Source organism: Halegenticoccus tardaugens, from assembly GCF_004116405.1.
Lineage (GTDB): Archaea > Halobacteriota > Halobacteria > Halobacteriales > Haloferacaceae > Halegenticoccus > Halegenticoccus tardaugens.
On sequence record NZ_SDIC01000007.1, the window covers coordinates 121,069 to 140,873 of the forward strand.

Here is a 19,805-nt window from a genome sequence, read left to right on the forward strand (position 1 = left end):
AACATGAGCGCAGCACAACCAGAACACGGCGTGGTCGAAGACATCACCGGCCACTATGTCGGCGTCGAGATCCAGGGAACGACCTACCGCGTCTACTACGAGGAGAACGGTCCGGAGGACGGAATCCCGCTGCTCTGTCAGCACACGGCGGGAAATCACGGACAGGAATGGCGGCATCTGCTCGCCGACGAAGAGATCACGAAGGACTTCCGAGTGATCGCACACGACCTACCATTCCACGGCAAATCCCTCCCACCGACGGCTCACGAGTGGTGGAAGGAGGACTACATGCTCGACTCGAAGCGGTTCGCCGAGAGCATCGTCAAGGTCACGGATGCGCTGGAGCTCGAGGATCCAGTGTACATGGGGTCGAGCATCGGCGGGAACATAATCATGGAACTCGCCGAGTGGTACCCCGAGCGGTTCCGGGCGCTCATCGGCCTCGAGTCCGGCGTCTACAGTCCAGGATACTTCCTCGACTGGTTTAATCATCCCCAGGTCAACATTGCGGAGGTGAGCGCGTACGCCTGCTGGGGGCTCATGGCGCCACAGGGACCTGAGTCGGCGCGAAGGGAGACGATGCACCTCTACGAGCAGGGGTCGAACGGACTGTTCCGGGGCGACCTGTACTACTATTCCGTCGACCACGATTATCGCGGGAAGCTCGACCAGGTCGAGCCGCAGTGTCCGGTGTACGTGATGAACGGCGAGTACGATTTCGCGACCGATCCGGACGACGCGCGAGAAGTTGCTGACGGTCTCGGCGACATGGCGACGGCGATCGAGATGAGCGAAATCGGACACTTCCCGATGTCGGAGAACCCGGAACTGTTCAACCAGTACATCAAACCCGTCCTGAACGATATCAAAGGCGAGGATGTCGAGCTGCCGGAGCGGCTCACGCCGGCGGATGTCGGCGTCGACATAGCCGGAACGAAGCCAAGTTAAGGGCCCACTCCGCGCACGATTTTTTGTGGTCGATTCGGCGTACACCACCTGGTTTCTGGTCCCCATTGTGACACCGGGCGTGCGACTTACCATCATTTCGTTGATACTCACCGTCGCTGTCTCGACCAATTAGTCTGGGCGATTGTCCATGCTACACGACAGCACAGTTAATCGCCGTGGGGCGCCCATCCACCACCATGGTGCCCGATGAAAGCAGCGATCGAACGGAACCGGAGCTTCGGGAGTACAACTCGTTCATCGACGGCGAGTTCCGGGAATCGTCGACCGAAGACCGCATTGAAGTCGAATACCCGTACGATGGGACGGTCTGGGCGTCCGTTCCGAATGGAACCACCGAGGACGTGGACGACGCCGTTCGGGCCGCCCGGCGAGCGTTCGAGAGCGACGCATGGGGCGGCTTACAGCCGAGCGAACGCGCCGCAGTCCTTCGAAACGTCGCCGACGTGCTCGATGACCACGCAGAGGAACTCGGAAAACTCGAGACGAGGCAGAACGGAAAACTCATTCGGGAGATGGACTCGCAGATGCGGGGACTTGGCGAGTGGTACCGGTACTACGCCGGATTCTGCGACAAGATCGAAGGACGGGTGATCCCGGTCGAAAATAAGGACGGGAAGATGATTAATTACACCCGCAAGGAACCGCTGGGCGTCGTCGGAGCGATTACGCCGTGGAATTCACCGCTGCTCCTCCTGACGTTCAAACTCGCGCCCGCGCTCGCGGCGGGTAACACCTTCGTACACAAACCGAGCGAGCTGACGCCGGTGAGTGCGCTGCGGTTCGCAGAGTTGCTTTCGGCGGAAGCTGACCTCCCCCCGGGCGTGTACAACGTCGTACCCGGGTACGGTGAGGAGACGGGGCGCGCTCTCGCGGAACACGATGATGTAGACAAACTGGCGTTCACGGGCAGCACGGAAGTCGGCCGACAGATCGGACAGCAGGCGATGAGCAAACCGGTGCCGGTGTCGCTGGAACTCGGGGGAAAGAGCCCCAACATCGTCTTCCCGAGCGCCGATCTCGATAACGCAATCAACGGCGTCATCAAGGGAATCTTCGCCGCGACGGGCCAGACATGCCTCGCGGGATCGCGCGTGTTCGTCCACGAGGAGGTCGTCGAGGAGTTTGTCGATCGACTTGTCGAGCGAGCAGCCGCCGTAAAACTCGGCGATCCGATGGATCCGAAAACCGAGATGGGACCGGTCGCGTTTCGCGACCAGTGGGAGAAGGTGAACTACTACGTTGACCTCGCCGAGGACAAGGGCGCAACGGTCGCCTTCGGCGGCGATCAGCCGGAAGATCTCCCTGGCGAGTGCTTCATCAGACCGACGGTGCTCACCGACGTCGACAACGACATGCGCGTCGCGCGCGAGGAGATTTTCGGCCCGGTCGCGTCGGTGATCACGTTCCCGGACGAGGAAACCGTGATCGAGCAGGCGAACGACTCGGAGTTCGGCCTCGCCGCGGGCGTCTGGACGAACGACATGCCGCAGGCGTTCCGCTTGATCGAGGCCCTCGAAGCAGGTACCGTGTGGGTGAACGAGTACCGTACGCTCACGTACAGTTCGCCGTTCGGCGGATACAAGGCGAGCGGACTCGGTCGAGAAAACGGTGAGGAAGGACTCGAAGAGTACGTCCAGACGAAGAGCGTCTGGATCGACACGGCCGGCGAGGTGTCCTCGCCGTTCAAGCTCGGGTGATCTCATCACCCGTCAACGCCAACTGTGTATCCTTTCTCCGCTAGTCGTTGATGGATGGAAGGCGGCACGTCCTTCCTGCTGATGCGTTCAGTGAGCAGCCCGTACTCGGTCTCATACGTCCTGAGCCCGTCGTGGAATTCGAGCACCCTCCACGCGGGCGATGTTTCGACGAAGACGTACCTATCGTAGTCCGAAAGCGACCACCACGCGAGGACTTCGACGCGCGGCGCCCGCATCTGCTGGCGGTGACGCTCCGTGATCTGGATGTTTGGTTCGCGCATCAACACTCGGGAGTGAGGAAATGATAGAGATTCAAGCGCATACCCCCGTCTTCAGGCGGGGTCGAGCGACACTCGGCCTCGTTCTTTCACCGGAATTTCTTTGTTGTGGCCCCATAAAGCACGAACTGCTACGGATTCGGTGAGATGCCGTCCCCGAACCACACGGGGTGGCGACCCAGCGGTGGTCCGCACGGCGATGACATGGAATCCGATGGGGCCTCAGTGGCCGGGCCACAGCCCTCCGAGGGAGACAACCGAGAGTTCCCCCGGCGTGTCGCCGGTTCCCTCCGAGTGCGGGTTGGAACCGAAGGGCGTCGACCGCTCGAATCCGATGGTCGGATTCCCGCGTCTTCAGGCGCGCGAGGAGGTCAATCACGGTACTGGATTCAGACGCAAGGGATGGCGGTTTGTTCACGTCGATCTCGGTGTGGCTGGCAGTACATTCATGGAGTTGTTCCAGACGATTACTGGGAAGAAGAGTATTCGTATCGGTTAACTGTTTCGCCGGAACGATTCTAACCGCTGGATTGAATGACCGGCGGTCGATTCTCGTTGCACGGACGCAAAGTCAAGTCACAGCCGGGGGTATGTGTGGTATGGGAGAACACATCAAAGCGACGCACGATGTTGTCGTGGTCGGCGCCGGGGGAGCCGGCATTCGCGCGGCGATCGCGGCGCACGAGGAGGGGGCAGACGCCGCCATCGTCACGAAACTCCACCCTGTCCGGAGCCACACGGGATCGGCCGAAGGTGGGATCAACGCCGCGCTTCACGAGGGGGGGACGTGGGAATCACACGCGTCTGACACGATGAAAGGAGCAGATTACCTCGGAGACGCGCCGGGCGTTGAGGCGCTCTGCCGCGAGATACCGCGCGAGGTCATTCAGCTGGAACACTGGGGACTGGCGTTTGCGCGTGCCAACGATGGGACTGTCGCGATGCGGCCGCTCGCCGGCCACTCGGCCCCGCGGACGACGTATGCCGGCGCGGAGACCGGCCATCAGCTGCTACACGCGCTCTACCAGCAACTGCTCAAACGGGGCATCCAGGTATACGATGAGTGGTACGTGACACGACTGGCGGTGAGTGGCGAGGAGCGTCCGGAGGACCGGACGTGTCACGGGATCGTTGCGATAGACATTCAGACGGGCGAGGTCGCGTGCTTCCGCGCGCGCAGGGGCGTCATCCTCGCCACTGGCGGTCCTGGACAGGCGTACGACCACACAACGAATGCTGTCTCCTGCACGGGCGACGGACAGGCGATGGCCTACCGCGCGGGCGTCCCGCTGGAGGATATGGAGTTCGTCCAGTTCCACCCGACAACGCTCCCCTCCACGGGCGTGCTCATCTCCGAGGGCGTCCGCGGCGAGGGCGGCATCCTCTACAACGTCGAGGGCGAGCGCTTCATGTTCGAACACGGCTACGCGAACAACGACGGCGAGCTCGCCAGCCGCGACGTGGTTTCGCGCGCGGAGCTCACCGAGGTCAACGAGGGGCGCGGCATCGAGGACGAGTATGTCCACCTCGACATGCGCCACCTCGGCGAAAAGCGCATCATCGACCGTCTCGAAAACATCCTCCACCTCGCGGAGGACTTCGAAGGGGTCGACGCGCTGGAGGACCCGATGCCAGTGGTCCCCGGCCAACACTTCGCGATGGGCGGCATCGAGACGAATGAGAACGGCGAAACGTGTATCTCGGGACTCTACGCGGCCGGCGAGTGCGCCTGTGTGAGCGTCCACGGCGCGAATCGCCTCGGCGGGAACGCGCTGCCGGAGCTCATCGTGTTCGGCAAGCGCGCGGGCCAGCACGCCGCGGGCACGGATCTCGGCGAGGCGAACATTCGGACGGGACGGACGACGGCTGCGACGACCCGCGGGGACACCTCCACCGCGACCGGTGGAGGGGACACGGACGTCGCGGTCAAGACGATCCGTCGAGCCTGGGAGTCGGAGCGAACACGCGTCGAGCGGCTGCTCGACGGCGACGGCGGCGAACGCCACGAGACGGTCCGACGAGAGCTTCAGACAGCTGTAAGCGACCACCTGAACGTCTTCCGGACTGACGCCGAAATCGCGGCGGTGCTCGACGTGCTCGCCGACTGCCGCGACCGATACCGGGACGTAAGCGTCTCGGACCCTTCGCGGACGTTCAACACCGACCTCGTGTGTACACTCGAAACGCGGAACCTCATCGACGTGGCAGAGGCGATCGCGCTCGGCGCTCGCGCCCGAACCGAGTCGCGGGGCGCCCACTGGCGCGTAGATTATCCCGAACGGGACGACGAGAACTGGCTCAAGCACACGATGCTGTCGTGGAACGACGGCGAACCCGACCAGTGGTATCGGCCGGTGATCCTCGAGGGTCGTGTGGGGACGTACCACCCGAAAGTCCGTCAGTATTGATGCATAATCGAGCGCATGCCCCCGCCTTCAGGCGGGGGTCGAGCGGACACGAAACCTGTCCGACCGCAAGAAGTAGGCCCTCTATGATCGTACCGGTAGATAACTCGACAGGGAAACTGGAGGTGGCGTGGGGTCTCCGTCACCAAAAAGCAACCCTGCCCGATTGAGTCGGGGTGATGGCACCGCCCGTAGGGTGTTAACTGGGAAGACCGCATCCGCACGGACTGGCGTTACCATGCGCCCACCGCCTACAAACCCGGACCGGCTGCCGTGGCCGGAAAGCTGCCTTCGTCGGGGTGGTCGGCATGACCGACCCCTTAGCGCGAGGATTCCTTCGCGTGAACGCGGAGGGAGGATGTCAAGCGAGGCGTCCCGCGATGTCGGCATACCAGAGTCGATCGCGACGGACGGACTCTCGCTGTCGCCCGACTCCCCTCCCGTCAGTCTAATCCAAACGATTTTGCCGACCGTCAGCGATACCACAACTATTATCATGACGGACGTGACCGACAGAGAGCACGACGACCCGTCCGAGCGACGGCTTGTCGCAGGATGGCAGGGCCGGTACTACGAGGACTTCCAGGTCGGCGACGTGTACAAGCACCCGTACGGGCGAACGGTGACGGAGACCGACAACGTCTGGCTCACGAACCTGACGATGAACGTGAATCCGATGCACTTCAACGAGCCGTACGCGGCGGAGACAGAGTTCGGCGAACGGCTCGTCGACGGGACCTTCGTCATCGCACTCGCAGTCGGAATGAGCGTGATCGACGTATCGATGAACGCCACCGCGAACCTCGGGTACGACGAGGTCCGTCACCACGCACCGGTCTTTCACGGGGACACGGTGTTCGCGGAGAGTGAAGTGCTGTCGAAACGCGGGAGTGAGTCGCGCGAGCACGTCGGCATCGTCGAGACGGAACTCCGGGCGTACAACCAGGAGGGCGAGAAAGTGCTCTCGCTGAAGCGGACGCTGATGGTATTGAAACGCGAGTACGCCCGACCGAGCGCCGCGCGGCCGACCGGGTGGCCGGAGGGCGTCGGCGTACAGCCGAACGACCTCACGTGACCGTGCCTAGTGACGCCGATCGGATCGCGGGCGACGTGCGGGTGGTGACCGCCGCGGCAGCGGCCGACTCAATCGCGGAAGACGCGGCCGTCGCTGTCAGCGGATTCGGGAGCGTCGGCTACCCGAAAGCGGTCCCGCAAGCGTTGGCGGCGAGCGGGCGCGACCTCTCACTCACAATCATCTCCGGCGGCAGCGTTGGCGACGAGATCGACACTGAACTCGTCGAGGCGGGTGCGATCGCGCGCCGGTACCCGTTTCAGACGCGGGCGGCGTCCCGCGCCGCGATCAACGAGGATTCGATTGCGTTCCACGACCGCCACATCGCGGGACTCGGCGACGATGTCGCGTTCGGTACCCTTCCGACGCCGGACGTCGCGGTCGTCGAGGCCGTCTCCGTTGGCGAGGATTGGTTCGTCCCGTCGACATCGATCGGGCAGACGCCGTCGTTCGTCCGGAACGCGGACCGCCTCGTCGTCGAAGTGAACGACGCACAGCCACTGGACCTCCGACGACTCCACGATGTCTATCTCCCGGCGATGCCGCCGCACCGCGAGCCGATCCCGCTCAGACGAGCGGACGAGCGGATCGGGACGCCGCGAATTCCGTTCGATGCCGACGCGCTCACCGCGGTCGTCCGGACGGATACACGGGACGCGACGTACACGTTCAGGGAACCGACGCCAGAGGTGCGTGACCTCGCTGCGAACCTCGGGGCGTTCCTCAGCGATGAAGTCCGCCGCAATCCAGTCTGCGAGGACGTTGTCCACCTGCAGTTCGGCGTCGGCAGCATCGGCAACGCGCTAATGGGCGAACTTGAGTCGATCGACGTCGGCGGACGAGATCTCGTCTACTACGGTGAAGTCATCCAGGACGGACTCTTGAACATGTTGGACGCCGGCCTTCTCTCGTCGGCTAGCGCAACATCGCTCGCGTTGACCGTCGAAGGACAGGACCGTCTGTTCGCGGACCTCAACGCGTACGCCGACCAGGTAGTCGTTCGCCCAGCGAACGTCTCGAACGCGCCGTCGATCATCCGACGGCTGGGCGTGCTTGCGGTGAACAGCGCCGTCGAGGTTGACCTCTACGGGCACGTGAACGCCACGCACGTCCGCGGCACGAACGTCGTGAATGGCATCGGCGGGAGCAGTGACTTCAGCCGACACGCCGCCGTCTCCGTGATCGCGCTGCCGTCGACTGCGGCGGGCGGCGACGTCTCCCGGATAGTTCCGATGGCGACGCACGTCGACCTGACCGAGCACGACGTGTCAGTGGTCGTCACCGAGCAGGGCGTCGCTGACCTCCGGGGATTGGCGCCGCGAGAACGCGCGGCGGAACTCATAACGGAGTGCGCTCACCCGTCGTTTCGTGAGGACCTCAGAGCGTACGTCGAACGCGCAGAGCGGACTGGCGGCCATATTCCACACGACCTGGAGACTGCGTTCGACTGGCGCTCAGCGGAATAATCGTCCCTGTTATATGACTGAAAGATGTCACTGGATCGGCACCAAGCACCACGCCCGATCGCTTGGGCTTGGGCTCACGATCATCACTGAGATCGATGCGGACTACGATAGTCCCAGCTACGAGGAGATTGCTGAGCGTCTCAGTGAGCTATCGGGCGTTCAGCGGTTTGATCGTGATGCTCGGTGAGTTGTCGTTCTACGTTATTTCTCGCGTCCGAGACCAGAGCACCTCCAGACGCTCATGGAGGAGAGCATTCAGACGGAAGGAGTCGAGAACTCGACCACGAATATCGTGTTACGGACGTTCAAGGACGAGGATCGCCTGCTGGTCAACTACAACGACGAGGATCTAGAACAACTTTTCAGCTTTAGCGGAGAGCGCGGAGCCCCCTTCCTCAAGCGCGAGCGAAGCGAGCGGGAGGGAGGGGAGGAGCGCGTTGCGAAGTTGGGCGAAACCGCAAGGCTTAGCCCCTCTCACCCCCATATATCGGCTACTGCCGTCCTCGCACAAGCCGGGGTCGGTAGGAGCCACCAGTAAACTGGCTCCCGTGGTGCGAGGACGTGGTGTTCGCACCCTGCACTCGGGGACTGTGACCGCGAACGGGTTCGACTCCCGTCCCCACGTTTGGGATAGAGCGCGAGAACACCGGGAATTAAATCGGCGGGACAATCCACGCGGACGGTCGAAGGAAGGCCCAAAAGCCCCCGCCCGAAGCGTGGACGGTGATAGGAAGCCGTGCCGCGTCCATGCATGGGGTCGCGGGGCACAATGTCGGTGTGGTAAAGCCCCGCCCTCACTTCACCGAGTGACCGACCGCCGCAAGGCGGGAGGGAGCGAGTAGGGCGGGGTAGTTTACGTGACGGTTACCTTCGACGAGGGGGCCAACGGTGGGACGGACCTTGCGTTCCGGATGGATTTTGACTCCTCTTCGGACCGCAAGACGTTGGAGGAATTCGACGGCGTCGAAGCTGCCAACCAGACCCTGAACCGTCTCGTAGGGTTCCTGAACGATGAAGCCGGGGGTGCGAAGTAGCATAGGCGCCGTCTTCGTCGACATGCCACTGTCGCTCGACGGATCCATCGCCGGGGCTCACCGACTTCGCGCTAAACACTCATCACAGCGTGTGTGATCCGAGAAATCGACTTCTTCGTCCTCACCTCGTTTATTTCTCTACTGCTACTCTCTATTGACCTCCTCCCGCGACTTGAGGCGCGGGAGGAGGTCGATCAGACAGTGGAGATATCGACATCGCCCTTCTGAGGGTATCCGATCGGAAGCAAGCGGGGAGTTCCACCTGGCTTTCTAATCCTGCTCGGCCGTGTTCTCGGCAGGCTCGGCGGCCTCGGGAGACTCGGAGCCGACGGCCTCCTCGACACGGTTCCGGAACGCCCGTGCAGGGTGGCGCTTCCGGGTTGAAGAACCGAGCAGTCGTTCGCGGATCGACCGCGCGGAGGGTCGTTCGGCCAACAGCACCGAGCAATCCACGTCGTTGATGACCTCCAGGTGGAGCGAGTCGTAGACCAGTCGGGAAAGTAGGCCCTTCTCGGTTGCGCCCATCATGAGCATCGTGCTGTCGGAGGCCGCCCGGGCGATGGCGTGCTCGATGTCGCCGGAGTCGACGGTGATCGCTGCGTCCTCAAGGCCGCGCTTTTCGGCCCAGTTCCGGAGGAACGCCTCCCCGGCGCGTTCGTCGGCCTCGTCGGCGACGACGTGGAGCAATTCGACCTCCGCGTTCGCGACTTGCCGGAGCACTTTGGCGACCTCCGCGTTCAGGTCGGAGTCGGGGCCGCCGGCAGTCGGCAGGAGAATCCGCGAGGGGTCGAGTCCGCGGTCGTTGGCTATCAGGAAGTCACAGGGCAGTCGGTTAGTCAGTTCGTCCAATGGGCGTTCCGCGCGGGCCGAACTCCACAGGCCCTCCTGGTCCCAGCCCATCACCACCAGGTCGGGACTGGTCCGTCTGGCCAGGATGAAAATCTCTTCGAACGACCGTGGGCTGACCACGGTCGAGGTCTCAAGGGTGACTTCGTACGTGGTACCGATCTGGCGGGTGTTTTCCAGAAGCCGCTTGGACTCGTGCGTGATCTGGTCCCACTGTGGGCGATCGGTGTCCGGAGACCACCGCCGGGGCGCCTGGACGACATGGACAACGTGAACCTTCCCCTTCTTGTGACTGCTGGCCAGCTGGCAAGCCAGCCGCACAACCCCGGCTTCAGTCCGGGGGTTAGCGATGGGGACGAGGATGCGGTAGGTCTCTGGATCGCGGACGATCTCCTCGACGGTGTCTATCACCGGGACGTACGAGCGACCTGCCAGCGAGCCCGCCAGCCACTCCCGGACCGAGAGCCGACGGACGTTCTGGAAGCGGTCGATCTCCAGGCGCCGGCCGGAGGTCTGGTAGTAGTTGACCACCGTCACCAGCACTACCCCGCCGAGCGTATTACCCAGCAGTACCGGCAGTACGAATCCACCCAGCGCGGGCACCGGGTTGGTGCCAGCGACCAGCGTCAGGTAGACCACTTCGGTGAACGAAACCACGACGTGGTGCAAGTTGCCCATGGGGATGGCCAGGAAGGCCAAGTACACGACTACCAGCCGGGAGATGGTGTCCCGGGCGGCGAAGTTGATCCAGACCACGCCGGCGACGATAAGTCCGGCGAAGGCGGCCTTGACGAACAGGGTGGAGGCAGGGGTGGCAATCCCCTTCTCCGCGAAGCCGACCGCGACCACCGTGGTGGCGTCGTCGAACACCCCACCGTAGGCCAGTGCCAGCGCCCCGAGCCCACCCCCCAAGAAGTTGCCCGAGAGCACGATCAGCCAGTGGTGGAGCAGCGTAGGGACCGAGGCCAACCGTTCCAGAGTCAGCGCCACCGGCGGCAGCGTGTTCTCCGTGTACAGCTGGTAGCCGCCGATGATGATGTAAATGAACCCCAGCGGGTACAGCAGGACGCCACCAATTTTTGTCTCGGTGGTCGCCGTCATCGAAGCGTACAGCAGGAAGGTGACGGTGATCGCGAAGCCGGCAGCCAGCGCACTGAAGAACAGCTCCCGCGTCCCAGAGGTGACCTCATGGTCGGCGTCAGCGACCACCCGCTGGTAGACCTCGTCGGTGGAGAACTGGTCGGTGAGCACGTCGTCCTCCTGCTCCTCGTCGGGTCCAGGCTCGTCAGCGGACATGGAGTCGGAGTGCGAGCTGGCCATCTTCGTATACATGTCCTCCCGAGAAAGCGTAAGTATGTTTGTGATCTGTGGCGATATCGCGAGTTGAGCAGCTTTCTGCTTCACCGAGGGTGTTCATGACGAGTGTTTTGATTCCTCGTCGAACCCGTTCTGAGGCAGTCTGGCCAGAAATCCTGAAATGGTCGCCTACCTCCTCCATCGAAAGGTGGCGTGGCACATCGAAACCGTCCCTCGCGACGAACCATGCGTGCTCTTGGTTTGCCGTCAACTCCTCGTCAGCCATCGTATCGTGCAGGGCACCGATCTGCTCTACCGGTAGGCTGAGGGAAGCGGATCGAGATGCATCCGCTTCCGTCTCGACACGGGCCGTCTCGCCGAGTAAGTCCTCTAGCCCGGCGATCCACCGTCGGATATCGGCCTGTCCTTTCTCGTTCTGTTCGCGGTACGCTTCGAGTTCGTCGCGAAGGATTTCGTTCTCTGTGTCGAGATCGTCGACGCGCTCTGTCCCAAGTAGTGCCTCGCGTTGGAGATGTACCGCCTTTGGGACGGTTTCGTGGATACTGAGTGAGTCGTTCGCGAGGAGGACAGATCGGACTGTTTGAGTTATCCCATAAAGTCGGATATTTGGCTCCGTTGAAATCCTCTCCTGGTGACAGAACCCGGCGGTCGTGCTGAATACAGGGCGCGAATTGACATCCTCCACACGAGTGAAGTCGTGGGATTCCTCGCGCTCGGTGTCGGTCACGCCGACTACCCCGACGGAGGCACCTTTCCGACCGTGGTGGTCGGTCCCGGTTTGTACGCGGAGCGTCGGGGCGGTGAGCGCATGGTGACGCCAGTCCGCGCGGATGCGGACTGCCCCGCTAACACCCTATTGGCGGTGCCATCTGCCCGACTCGGTTGGGCAGGGTTGCTTGTTGGTGATGGGGACCCCAATCCAACCCCAGTTTTTCCCTGTCGAGTCAGATTCACAAACAACCCCAGACGGCCGAAATATTGCGGTAAAGGGGCCGTGCCTATCGCGTAGACCCACGACTACAGTCGTGCGCTTCCGCTTGATCCATGTCATTACCGCACGATTGACGAAGGCAGACCAAGTGACCAATTCTAAGACGAAAGTCGCCTCACAGGTCGTTCTCTCGTGTATCCCTTTTCACAATCAACACTGGAACGTCAACCGTCCGAAGTACGGACGAGGCGACACTCCCGAGCAGTTGACGGCGAAGATTCGACCGGCCATGGGATCCCATAACGATAAGGTCGATATCATTGTTCTCGGCGTATTCACGGACGCCGGCAGCAGCCCCCTTCGAATGACGTGGTCCGCTCGACAGCAGTCACCACATCAAGGTCAGGTGCAGTGTCCTCGATTTCGTTTTCACCCCGCTCGACAGCCTCCTGGCCTCTCGTTTCGAGTCGTTCGAGGAACTCCTTTTCGAGGCCACCTGCGTTAAACGCACCACCTGCAGCCTGTAAGTCGACGATGTTCAGAACGTGAATGTCTGAATCGTAGGGCTGGGCAATCGCCGTACCGTATTGCGTCGCTACCTCGGCATTTTCGCTCCCGTCCGTCGAGATGAGAATCCGACCGTATTCGGTCGTCCCCTCGATCATCTGATCAGCATCAGGAACCACAAACACTGGCACATCACTCTGGTGGAGAACCTGCTCGGTGACGCCGCCGAGGAGACGCTTACCCAGCCCTGTCATCCCCTGACGCTCGATGATGATGAGGTCAGCGTTCTGTTCGGCTGTGTACTCATTGATCTCTGCAGCCGGTTTGCCTTCAGACAGTGTTGACATAATGGGATAGTCGCGTTCTGACGCCAGTTCTTCGATTTCAGAGAGAGCTGCTTCACCGCGGTCTCGAAGCCGTGTCTGCTCGTCAGCGGTCTGCGTAAGCCGGAGTGCCTTCTGTGGGACAACGTGAAGGACATCGACGGTTGCGTTGAGTATCTTTGCGAGGTCAAGACCATGTGTTGCGGCGTGTTTGGCTTCGTCGCTTCCATCGACCGCGATAACGATTCGGTCAAACATTCTCCTACATTTCCATTCCAGTCCCGCTCCCTTCACCGTTGCCAGAGCGACTGCAGCGGACGAGTAGTTATATTATCAATCTACTGAGAATATGACGATACAATGGTATTAAATCGGGTATGAACTCATATACTATTACTTGGTGACAATAGACACGGTCATTTCGTCGCGTGACGTATAGTACAGAGCGTTCACGACGCGGATTCGTTGGTCGCTGGTGACGAGATATGTCGAGTGCAGCGCTACGACGGGAAGAGACCATGGTATCCACAACAACCCTGGGCACAGTGACGTCAGCAGACGGAACGAAGATAGCATTCGATCGAGCGGGAAGCGGACCACCGCTCGTACTGGTTCATGGAACGACGGCGGATCGAACCCGATGGGAATCGATTCGCCCTGCGTTCGAGGAACATGCGACAGTCTATGCGATCGACCGACGTGGCCGCGGCGAGAGCGGCGACGCTGCCGAGTACGCGCTGGAACGGGAGGCCGAGGACGTCGCTGCTGTCGTCGATTCGATCGACGAATCAGTGGTCCTGCTCAGCCATTCCTATGGTGCGCTCTGTTCGCTGGAGGCGGCCCTGCGAACCAACAATCTGCGCAACCTCATCCTGTACGAACCGCCACTGCCGGTCAGTGACCACGACCCCGACACCGAGGACGTTCTCGACGAGATGACGGCCCTCGTGGACCAAGGTAAGAACGAGCAGGCACTCATACGGTTTTTCCGCGAGGTCGTCGGCTCCTCCCCCACAGAACTCGACGCATACAGGTCAGCACAGGACTGGCCAGCCCGAGTGGACGCGGTCCATACGGTCATCCGGGAGGAACAGGCGCGTAAGGGATACGAGTTCGATGCTGCGCAGTTCGCAGGGTTGACCCTCCCGACGTTGCTGTTGTCCGGGAACGAGAGCGCTCCGTTTCTCACGGACGCGGCTGCCGTGCTCAACGACGCACTTCCGAACAGCCAGACTGCTATCTTTGCTGGGCACGGACACGCCGCGATGAATACCGCGCCGGAACTCTTCATCGACGAAGTGCTCGCGTTCATCCATGAATCGAGCTAACGGATTGACGATCGTTCACCCCAGGTTTGGATTCTTCCTCGCTAAGATGTATGATGGGATCTGGCGTGGTGGATCGTCTCGGGGCATCCTCCTTGAATTCTGTGATAGTCTCCCACGACTACAGTCGTGGGTTTTCTCCTCGAACCTCTGTAAACTACCGAATTTTGTGATCCGTGTCAGAGATTACCAATCAATAATACGAATAAACGAGAAATAAAGGAGTATTATCCATTAATGAATATTATCATTATAATTCATAACAATTTTGTGCCTCCTCTGTAGAGCGAGAAATGCGTGCGTAGTTCGCCACGCGGAAACCAACTATGACACAGGAGAACATTAGAGAGGATCCGGTTGCGAACCGGGTTCACAACACGGAAGCACTGACGCGAGATATTGACAACCCCGCTGCCCGCTTCCTGCGGAAGAAGCTTGAGGAGCAAGACTTTGTATTCGCGCCGGGTCTCTACCATGCGCTTGATGCGCGGCTTGCGGAGATGGCTGGGTTAGATGCGGCGTACATGTCGGGCTATTCGACAGTGTTGGGCCAGTTCGGCTTTCCGGACCTTGAAATGGTGACGATGACAGAGATGGTTGAGAATGCAAAGCGCATCGTCGAGGCGACGAATCTGCCAGTTATCGCCGACTGTGACACTGGCTACGGTGGCGTCCACAACGTTCGCCGTGCGGTCCGCGAGTACGAAAAGGCTGGTGTCGCAGCCGTCCACATCGAGGATCAGACGACACCCAAGCGGTGCGGACATATCGCGGGCAAGCAGATTGTCTCCCGTGAGGAAGCAGAAGCGCGCTTTTCCGCAGCGGTCGATGCTAAGCAGTGCGAGGACACGATCATCATCGCACGGACGGACGCTTATGGATCCGCGAACGGTGATTGGGAAGAACATCTCGCGCGTGGTCGACTGTATCTGGACTGTGGTGTCGACCTTGTCTGGCCGGAGATGCCGGATCCGTCGCGCGAAGACGCAACTGAGTACGCTGAGCAGCTCCACGAGACCCATCCTGAAGCTGACCTCGCCTTCAACTACTCTTCCAGCTTTGCGTGGAGCGAAGAAGAGAATCCAATCACGTTCGAAGAGTTGGCTGATCTCGGCTACAAGTACATCTTCATAACGCTATATGGACTTCACAGCGGGGCACACGCCGTTTACGAGGACTTCAAGAACATTGCGGAGAACGACGAGCAGGGTCAATTTGACCTTGAGAACCGCTACTTGGGCCACGAGACGGAAAGCCACCACGAGCTCTCCTTCGTTTCGCGGTTCCAAGACATCGAGACGCAATTCGATCCCACGGCAGAATCCCGTATCGAGGGATCGGCAGGGTTCACTGAGGAAGAGTCCGATCCGCTGACGTCGGATAACGACTGATTAAAATATCAAATATAATATATGAGTGTTCAAGGCCAACACTACCGAGAGTTCGTACGAACGTTCTTTACCTCCCCGACAGCAGTGGAGGGAGAGGACGACTCTGCGAAGATGCTGCGGCGTGCCGCCCAACTTCGTGGCATGGAAGCACCAGACGTCTGGGTCCCGGACAACGAGGACGCGACAGCACCCTCGATGCGCGACGAAGGCGCCGAGAATATTGTCGACGTCGTTTCGGAGCACGGGTCCGATTTCCCCGGCCAGATTCACCCTCGCGTTGTCTGGCATCGGAACGACCCCAATACCCGATATCGGGGGTTCCAGCACATGCTACAAATCACCGACCCCGAGAAGAGGGCCGTCGAGTTCATCGATGGCTTTGTAATTCCAGAAGTGGGTGACATCGACGATTGGAAGAAAGCTGACGAGTTTATCACCATCGTCGAAGAAGAGCACGGCCTAGAGGAGGGAAGCCTGGCCATGTCGGTCATTGTCGAGAGCGCACAGGCCGAACTAGCCCTCGCTGATCTCCGCGACGAAATAAGCAAGCCTACGAATAACCTCGGACGTCTGTTCCTCCTCGTAGATGGTGAAGTCGACTACACCAAGGACATGCGGGCTATTACCCCGACAGGAGAGTTACCATCGTGGCCGGAACTTCGACACAACACCTCTCGGGGCGCGAGTGCTAATGGGCTCATCGCGGTTGACGGCCCGTACGACGATATCCGGGACGTCGAAGGATACCACGGGCGCATGACCGACAACCAGGCCAAGGGAATGCTCGGTATCTGGTCACTGACGCCCGGACAGGTGGTAGAAGCAAACAAGGCTCCGCTACCACCGAAAACTGGGAGCTGGCTCCTCGATACAAACGACCACGCTGCCGAACTCAAAGAGGAAGACACCCGCTATGTTTACGAGGGAAGTGCGCTGGAACTCGAGGAGACAAGTGACGGACGGTACAGGCTGCGGGTCGACGGTGACGAGCGAGAACTCAACGCAGACGAGCTACGCGAGGAGCTTCTGGACCTGATCGAATACGTTCCAAGTATGAACGATATCGTCGACTCGATGGAAAAGTTCCAGGCGGCTAAGGAAGCTGGGAAAGGTGCCATCGCGATGGAGCAGTCGGTGACACTGCTCATCGACAGGACCGAGATTAACATCACGAAAGATCGGATGTGGGACGAAGCGACCTACCAAGCAGCTCAAACACCCATCACCCTGTTCCAGGACGTGTACGAAAACCGTTTAGATCAACATGAGGAATTGAAGAAGATGTACGGGAGGAACGTCGTGGAACGAGCAATGAACGTCGGGTGACATCCTCCCAAGCGTAAACAGCGGGCTTCCCACACGCCAGGCGTGCTGGGTTGGGTGGTTATAGGGTTGCACTCCATCACCGCAGTCGGAGGTAGAATCTCCGAGTGCAGTCCTACGAGGGGGCTGGGGACAGCTGACAGTGTCGTTCGAAAAGACGCTCCGCGTCTTTCGTGATGACGAAAGACCTTCGATCTCTCGAACCATATGAAGGACAGGCAGGCTAATGGCACGGCCTGTGCCCGACCGACGAGAAATGCGTCGATCGGGGGCGTGCATCCACGGACTCCCCTCGTGGGAGGGACGCACGTACGGTGCAAGGAGATACCGCGTCCGGGTGGACGCGTAACCCGCCACATCCCTCACGGGACTCACGTACGGCGCACGAACCGAGACACCCCGCGCAAGCAGGTTGATTTGCCCCCGTCGGACGGACTGGGTCCCATGCACCGTTTTGCGAGGTGCGATGGCCGGTTCGACCCCGAGCGTACGGATGGGGAAACCTCGCCGTAAACGTCGAGGAGGATGTCATGGACACCGTGGTGTCTGCAAATCGCGTCGTAGAAACAGGAAACTCCACCCTTTAGGGCGGGGAGGAGTCACTCAAACTACAAAGCCTCAACGGTACATCTGTGGCTGGTTTCGTTGACATGCGATTCTGCTTGTGATTCGGCCCCTATTCGTGACGGATGAAAGCCAATCTTTCCACAGGTTTCACACCGTATCGTATACATAGTACACTTATTCTCACGCAATCATCACTATTAATACTTATCAATCTGTGCCGACGGTAACACCCGTTATTACAGGCACTAAAGCCCCGTTCTTTAGGACGGGGATACAACGCCGTCTTTGGGTGCGAAACAGCTAGGTCGATACCCGCCGTCCCCAGTGTCTCGGACGAACACAACCACCAACCCAAACAAACGAACGGAAGGTAGACCCCTGCTGGCGCATCCGAGTGCGATCCAAAGCACGTACCTCCGAATCCACCGACACCGTGTTTCGTGGCAGTCGGACCCGAAACACGGATTCTGAACACACCAATGATAGGAGTGCTGGTAGCGTGGTGGTTCGAGACGGCTTCGCCGTCTCGTCATCACGAAAGACGCTTCGCGTCTTTCGAACGACCACGGTGGACAGCACACTCGGGATGGGTTCGCTTTTTGTCTGCCGTCTTTCGACAGCCCCGGCGACGCCTTTAGGGGAACGGTTTGGGATCCTTCGTCGGCCGGGCAGACCCCGAACCAGCCGCCAACTTTTCCCGTTGTGTTTGCCGTCTAAACCAACCCCAGGGGCCTAATTCTCGCGGTCGGAAGGGTTTCGTGTCCTCTCGACCCCCGCCTGAAGGCGGGGGCATGCGCTCGATTATGTGTAATTCCGCAAAGAGTGGAGAACGCAGCGGAGAGCACTCCTGCATGTCTTGACGTGGGAAGTTAAAGTCCTATCCTCGAGAATGTGTATCTTCGGTGCAAGTGGAGTACGTTAAGTAGTCACAGAAAGCACCATATTGCGCATATATACATGATTATAACATATACTATAGGTGCTAAATTCCTTCTAAAATAAAGGATGAAAATGAGTATTTGCTGATAGCGGACAAATAACCGTGAATAATAACGGTTAATGCGCAGTTTGCGCTACACCTTGGATGAAGCGCAGTCTATCATCTTTCCCGAAACAGTATAAACAGTCAATGAGATCGGATGAAACGGAGATTCCCAAATAAACATTAATGTTGTGTTTTTGACAATGGGTGGTGGAACATCCTTTTCCTCTCTTAAGCCTCTCCCACGAGGGAAAATCGAAATCGCTCCGTTTTTTATCTCCGGTTTAGACTGCCTGAGGACGTCTCGAACAATGGTAACAGAGGTCGGGGTTGAAATAGGACCGTGGTGTCTGTTGATGCGGGTTAGTTCGGTTCGCGAAGTAACCCAAAAGGCGCTAACACGCCCATCGAGCGTGGTCTCACCGCGTTTACCTCTCGGAGAGAGGAATCACCAAAAGGGAGAAGAAACATGAAACGTAAAGTAGCAATACTTACCCTACTCGTCGTTATTGGATTAACCTTCGGTGGTGTCGGTGCCGTATCTGCCGGAGATTACGATGACGGCAAAGATGACAAGGACGACAAAGACGACAAAGACGACAAAGACTCAAAAAAGAAGTACTGCGTGATCCACAAGCCCCCGGGCAACCCTGACAACGCAAAGAAGATTCACGTCGGTAGTAAGAATGCGTACAAGGCGCATCTCGGACATGGCGATAAGCCTTGTAAAAAATAAAGCAGGCAGTCGCTACGAGCCAGTACGTGAATTCGACTGCGGGGAATACCGCAGAATTTCCCCGAGTTTACCCCTCACACATTTTGTACAACCAATGAAAGCGCATCTCTCGTTCAGACTGGCAGGGAGCAGATCGGCCTGCAAGGTCTCTGAGTCGACGGCATTGGTCAACTCCCCCGCCCTGAACGCCTTCGGCGTTCTGAGGACAGGGCTTGCGTGGCGTCGGTCGGAAGTTGTGGTCCCGGACCGACTTGTGTGCCGATGCGGTCAGTCGGCAGAGACAATTTAATTGGACGTGACCTCGGCGACTTCGCGGCCGGCCGAGCCGGCTCGGAGCGGTCGCGTCGTCGGTCCGTCCTTTGGGGTCGGTTGACGGCGGCCCGTCCATCCCGAGATACCGTCCCTTTGCCTCCCGCACTATCGGTATCGGCACCCTTTGCAGGGCTGTCTGAAGCCCGGTATGGACTACAGAAGACGACGGGCCAGCAGATACTCACTGTTTCACCCTGCTTTGCAACTCGATTCCTCCCTTCCCTCCTCACGGCTCCTTCGTCGCCGCTCGGTGAGGAAGATAATTCCTCGCTACCGCCCGTTGAAACGTCCGGCAAATTCTCAGCTATCCCTACGCGGGCGAGG

The 19,805-nt window shown here is 59.9% G+C and carries 15 protein-coding genes and 1 pseudogene; 12 read left to right on the forward strand and 4 right to left on the reverse strand.

The annotated features are described in order from the left end of the window. Window positions 1-3: 3 nt before the first annotated feature. Both C3L37_RS17980 and C3L37_RS17985 read left to right on the forward strand, forming a co-directional pair. A complete protein-coding gene (locus C3L37_RS17980) occupies window positions 4-948 on the forward strand; it encodes an alpha/beta fold hydrolase (RefSeq protein ID WP_129115968.1) in 945 nt (314 codons plus the stop codon). Window positions 949-1,145: 197 nt separating this feature from the next. Then, entirely contained in the window at window positions 1,146-2,666 is a 1,521-nt protein-coding gene (locus C3L37_RS17985) for an aldehyde dehydrogenase (protein ID WP_129115969.1), read from the forward strand. A 5-nt stretch (window positions 2,667-2,671) separates the two neighbouring features. On the opposite strand, the gene C3L37_RS17990 is transcribed toward C3L37_RS17985, so the two are convergent. Beyond that, window positions 2,672-2,947, reverse strand: a complete 276-nt coding sequence (locus tag C3L37_RS17990; RefSeq protein ID WP_129115970.1) for a hypothetical protein — start codon at window positions 2,945-2,947, stop codon at window positions 2,672-2,674. 596 nt (window positions 2,948-3,543) lie between these two features. Here C3L37_RS17990 and C3L37_RS17995 point away from each other — a divergent pair. From C3L37_RS17995 to C3L37_RS25395, 6 genes are all read left to right on the forward strand, one after another. Beyond that, a complete protein-coding gene (locus tag C3L37_RS17995) occupies window positions 3,544-5,352 on the forward strand; it encodes an FAD-binding protein (RefSeq protein ID WP_129115971.1) in 1,809 nt (602 codons plus the stop codon). 493 nt (window positions 5,353-5,845) lie between these two features. After that, complete coding sequence (locus C3L37_RS18000; RefSeq protein WP_129115972.1) at window positions 5,846-6,424, forward strand: MaoC family dehydratase; 579 nt, start codon at window positions 5,846-5,848, stop codon at window positions 6,422-6,424. After that, a complete protein-coding gene (locus C3L37_RS18005; RefSeq protein ID WP_394345806.1) occupies window positions 6,421-7,887 on the forward strand; it encodes an acetyl-CoA hydrolase/transferase C-terminal domain-containing protein in 1,467 nt (488 codons plus the stop codon). Before C3L37_RS18000 ends, C3L37_RS18005 begins: the two co-directional genes overlap by 4 nt. Window positions 7,888-8,128: 241 nt before the next feature. Next, complete coding sequence (locus C3L37_RS25025) at window positions 8,129-8,425, forward strand: hypothetical protein (RefSeq protein ID WP_228546327.1); 297 nt, start codon at window positions 8,129-8,131, stop codon at window positions 8,423-8,425. Between the two features lie 319 nt (window positions 8,426-8,744). Beyond that, the gene (locus C3L37_RS24510) at window positions 8,745-8,921 is read left to right on the forward strand and encodes a hypothetical protein (RefSeq protein WP_164974800.1); all 177 of its coding nucleotides are present in this window, start codon (window positions 8,745-8,747) and stop codon (window positions 8,919-8,921) included. A gap of 93 nt (window positions 8,922-9,014) precedes the next feature. Continuing rightward, window positions 9,015-9,149: a hypothetical protein gene (locus tag C3L37_RS25395; RefSeq protein ID WP_267195336.1), complete on the forward strand. Its 135-nt coding sequence runs from the start codon at window positions 9,015-9,017 to the stop codon at window positions 9,147-9,149. 42 nt (window positions 9,150-9,191) lie between these two features. Here the strand turns inward: C3L37_RS25395 and C3L37_RS18015 are convergent, their stop codons facing one another. From C3L37_RS18015 to C3L37_RS18025, 3 genes and pseudogenes are all read right to left on the reverse strand, one after another. Next, window positions 9,192-11,063: a formate/nitrite transporter family protein gene (locus C3L37_RS18015; RefSeq protein ID WP_228546328.1), complete on the reverse strand. Its 1,872-nt coding sequence runs from the start codon at window positions 11,061-11,063 to the stop codon at window positions 9,192-9,194. After that, window positions 11,053-11,811 carry a hypothetical protein gene (locus tag C3L37_RS18020; protein WP_129115974.1) on the reverse strand — a complete coding sequence of 253 codons (759 nt, stop codon included), beginning with the start codon at window positions 11,809-11,811 and terminating at the stop codon, window positions 11,053-11,055. The genes C3L37_RS18015 and C3L37_RS18020 overlap by 11 nt, the downstream gene beginning before the upstream one ends. A 379-nt stretch (window positions 11,812-12,190) precedes the next feature. After that, window positions 12,191-13,103 (reverse strand): annotated as a pseudogene (locus C3L37_RS18025) (universal stress protein). A gap of 260 nt (window positions 13,104-13,363) precedes the next feature. Between C3L37_RS18025 and C3L37_RS18030 the strand changes: the two are divergent. The 4 genes from C3L37_RS18030 to C3L37_RS18045 all read left to right on the forward strand — a co-directional run bounded on the left by C3L37_RS18030 (window position 13,364) and on the right by C3L37_RS18045 (window position 19,169). After that, complete coding sequence (locus C3L37_RS18030; RefSeq protein ID WP_129115975.1) at window positions 13,364-14,173, forward strand: alpha/beta fold hydrolase; 810 nt, start codon at window positions 13,364-13,366, stop codon at window positions 14,171-14,173. Window positions 14,174-14,496: 323 nt separating this feature from the next. Next, the gene (gene aceA / locus C3L37_RS18035) at window positions 14,497-15,561 is read left to right on the forward strand and encodes an isocitrate lyase (protein ID WP_129115976.1); all 1,065 of its coding nucleotides are present in this window, start codon (window positions 14,497-14,499) and stop codon (window positions 15,559-15,561) included. Window positions 15,562-15,582: 21 nt separating this feature from the next. Then, on the forward strand, window positions 15,583-16,887 hold the full coding sequence (aceB, locus tag C3L37_RS18040) for a malate synthase AceB (protein ID WP_129115977.1): 1,305 nt from the start codon (window positions 15,583-15,585) through the stop codon (window positions 16,885-16,887). A 2,015-nt stretch (window positions 16,888-18,902) separates the two neighbouring features. Further along, the gene (locus C3L37_RS18045; protein ID WP_129115978.1) at window positions 18,903-19,169 is read left to right on the forward strand and encodes a hypothetical protein; all 267 of its coding nucleotides are present in this window, start codon (window positions 18,903-18,905) and stop codon (window positions 19,167-19,169) included. Window positions 19,170-19,805: the final 636 nt, after the last annotated feature.

What these genes read in the sequence shown, in the direction of transcription:
- C3L37_RS17985 (WP_129115969.1), top strand. Translation starts at nt 1,146, where the DNA reads ATGGTGCCCGATGAAAGCAGCGATCGAACGGAACCGGAGCTTCGGGAG.
- C3L37_RS17980 (WP_129115968.1), top strand. Translation starts at nt 4, where the DNA reads ATGAGCGCAGCACAACCAGAACACGGCGTGGTCGAAGACATCACCGGC.
- C3L37_RS25025 (WP_228546327.1), top strand. Translation starts at nt 8,129, where the DNA reads ATGGAGGAGAGCATTCAGACGGAAGGAGTCGAGAACTCGACCACGAAT.
- C3L37_RS18000 (WP_129115972.1), top strand. Translation starts at nt 5,846, where the DNA reads ATGACGGACGTGACCGACAGAGAGCACGACGACCCGTCCGAGCGACGG.
- aceA (WP_129115976.1), top strand. Translation starts at nt 14,497, where the DNA reads ATGACACAGGAGAACATTAGAGAGGATCCGGTTGCGAACCGGGTTCAC.
- C3L37_RS18045 (WP_129115978.1), top strand. Translation starts at nt 18,903, where the DNA reads ATGAAACGTAAAGTAGCAATACTTACCCTACTCGTCGTTATTGGATTA.
- C3L37_RS17990 (WP_129115970.1), bottom strand. Translation starts at nt 2,947, where the DNA reads ATGCGCGAACCAAACATCCAGATCACGGAGCGTCACCGCCAGCAGATG.
- C3L37_RS18030 (WP_129115975.1), top strand. Translation starts at nt 13,364, where the DNA reads ATGGTATCCACAACAACCCTGGGCACAGTGACGTCAGCAGACGGAACG.
- C3L37_RS17995 (WP_129115971.1), top strand. Translation starts at nt 3,544, where the DNA reads ATGGGAGAACACATCAAAGCGACGCACGATGTTGTCGTGGTCGGCGCC.
- C3L37_RS18015 (WP_228546328.1), bottom strand. Translation starts at nt 11,063, where the DNA reads ATGTCCGCTGACGAGCCTGGACCCGACGAGGAGCAGGAGGACGACGTG.
- aceB (WP_129115977.1), top strand. Translation starts at nt 15,583, where the DNA reads ATGAGTGTTCAAGGCCAACACTACCGAGAGTTCGTACGAACGTTCTTT.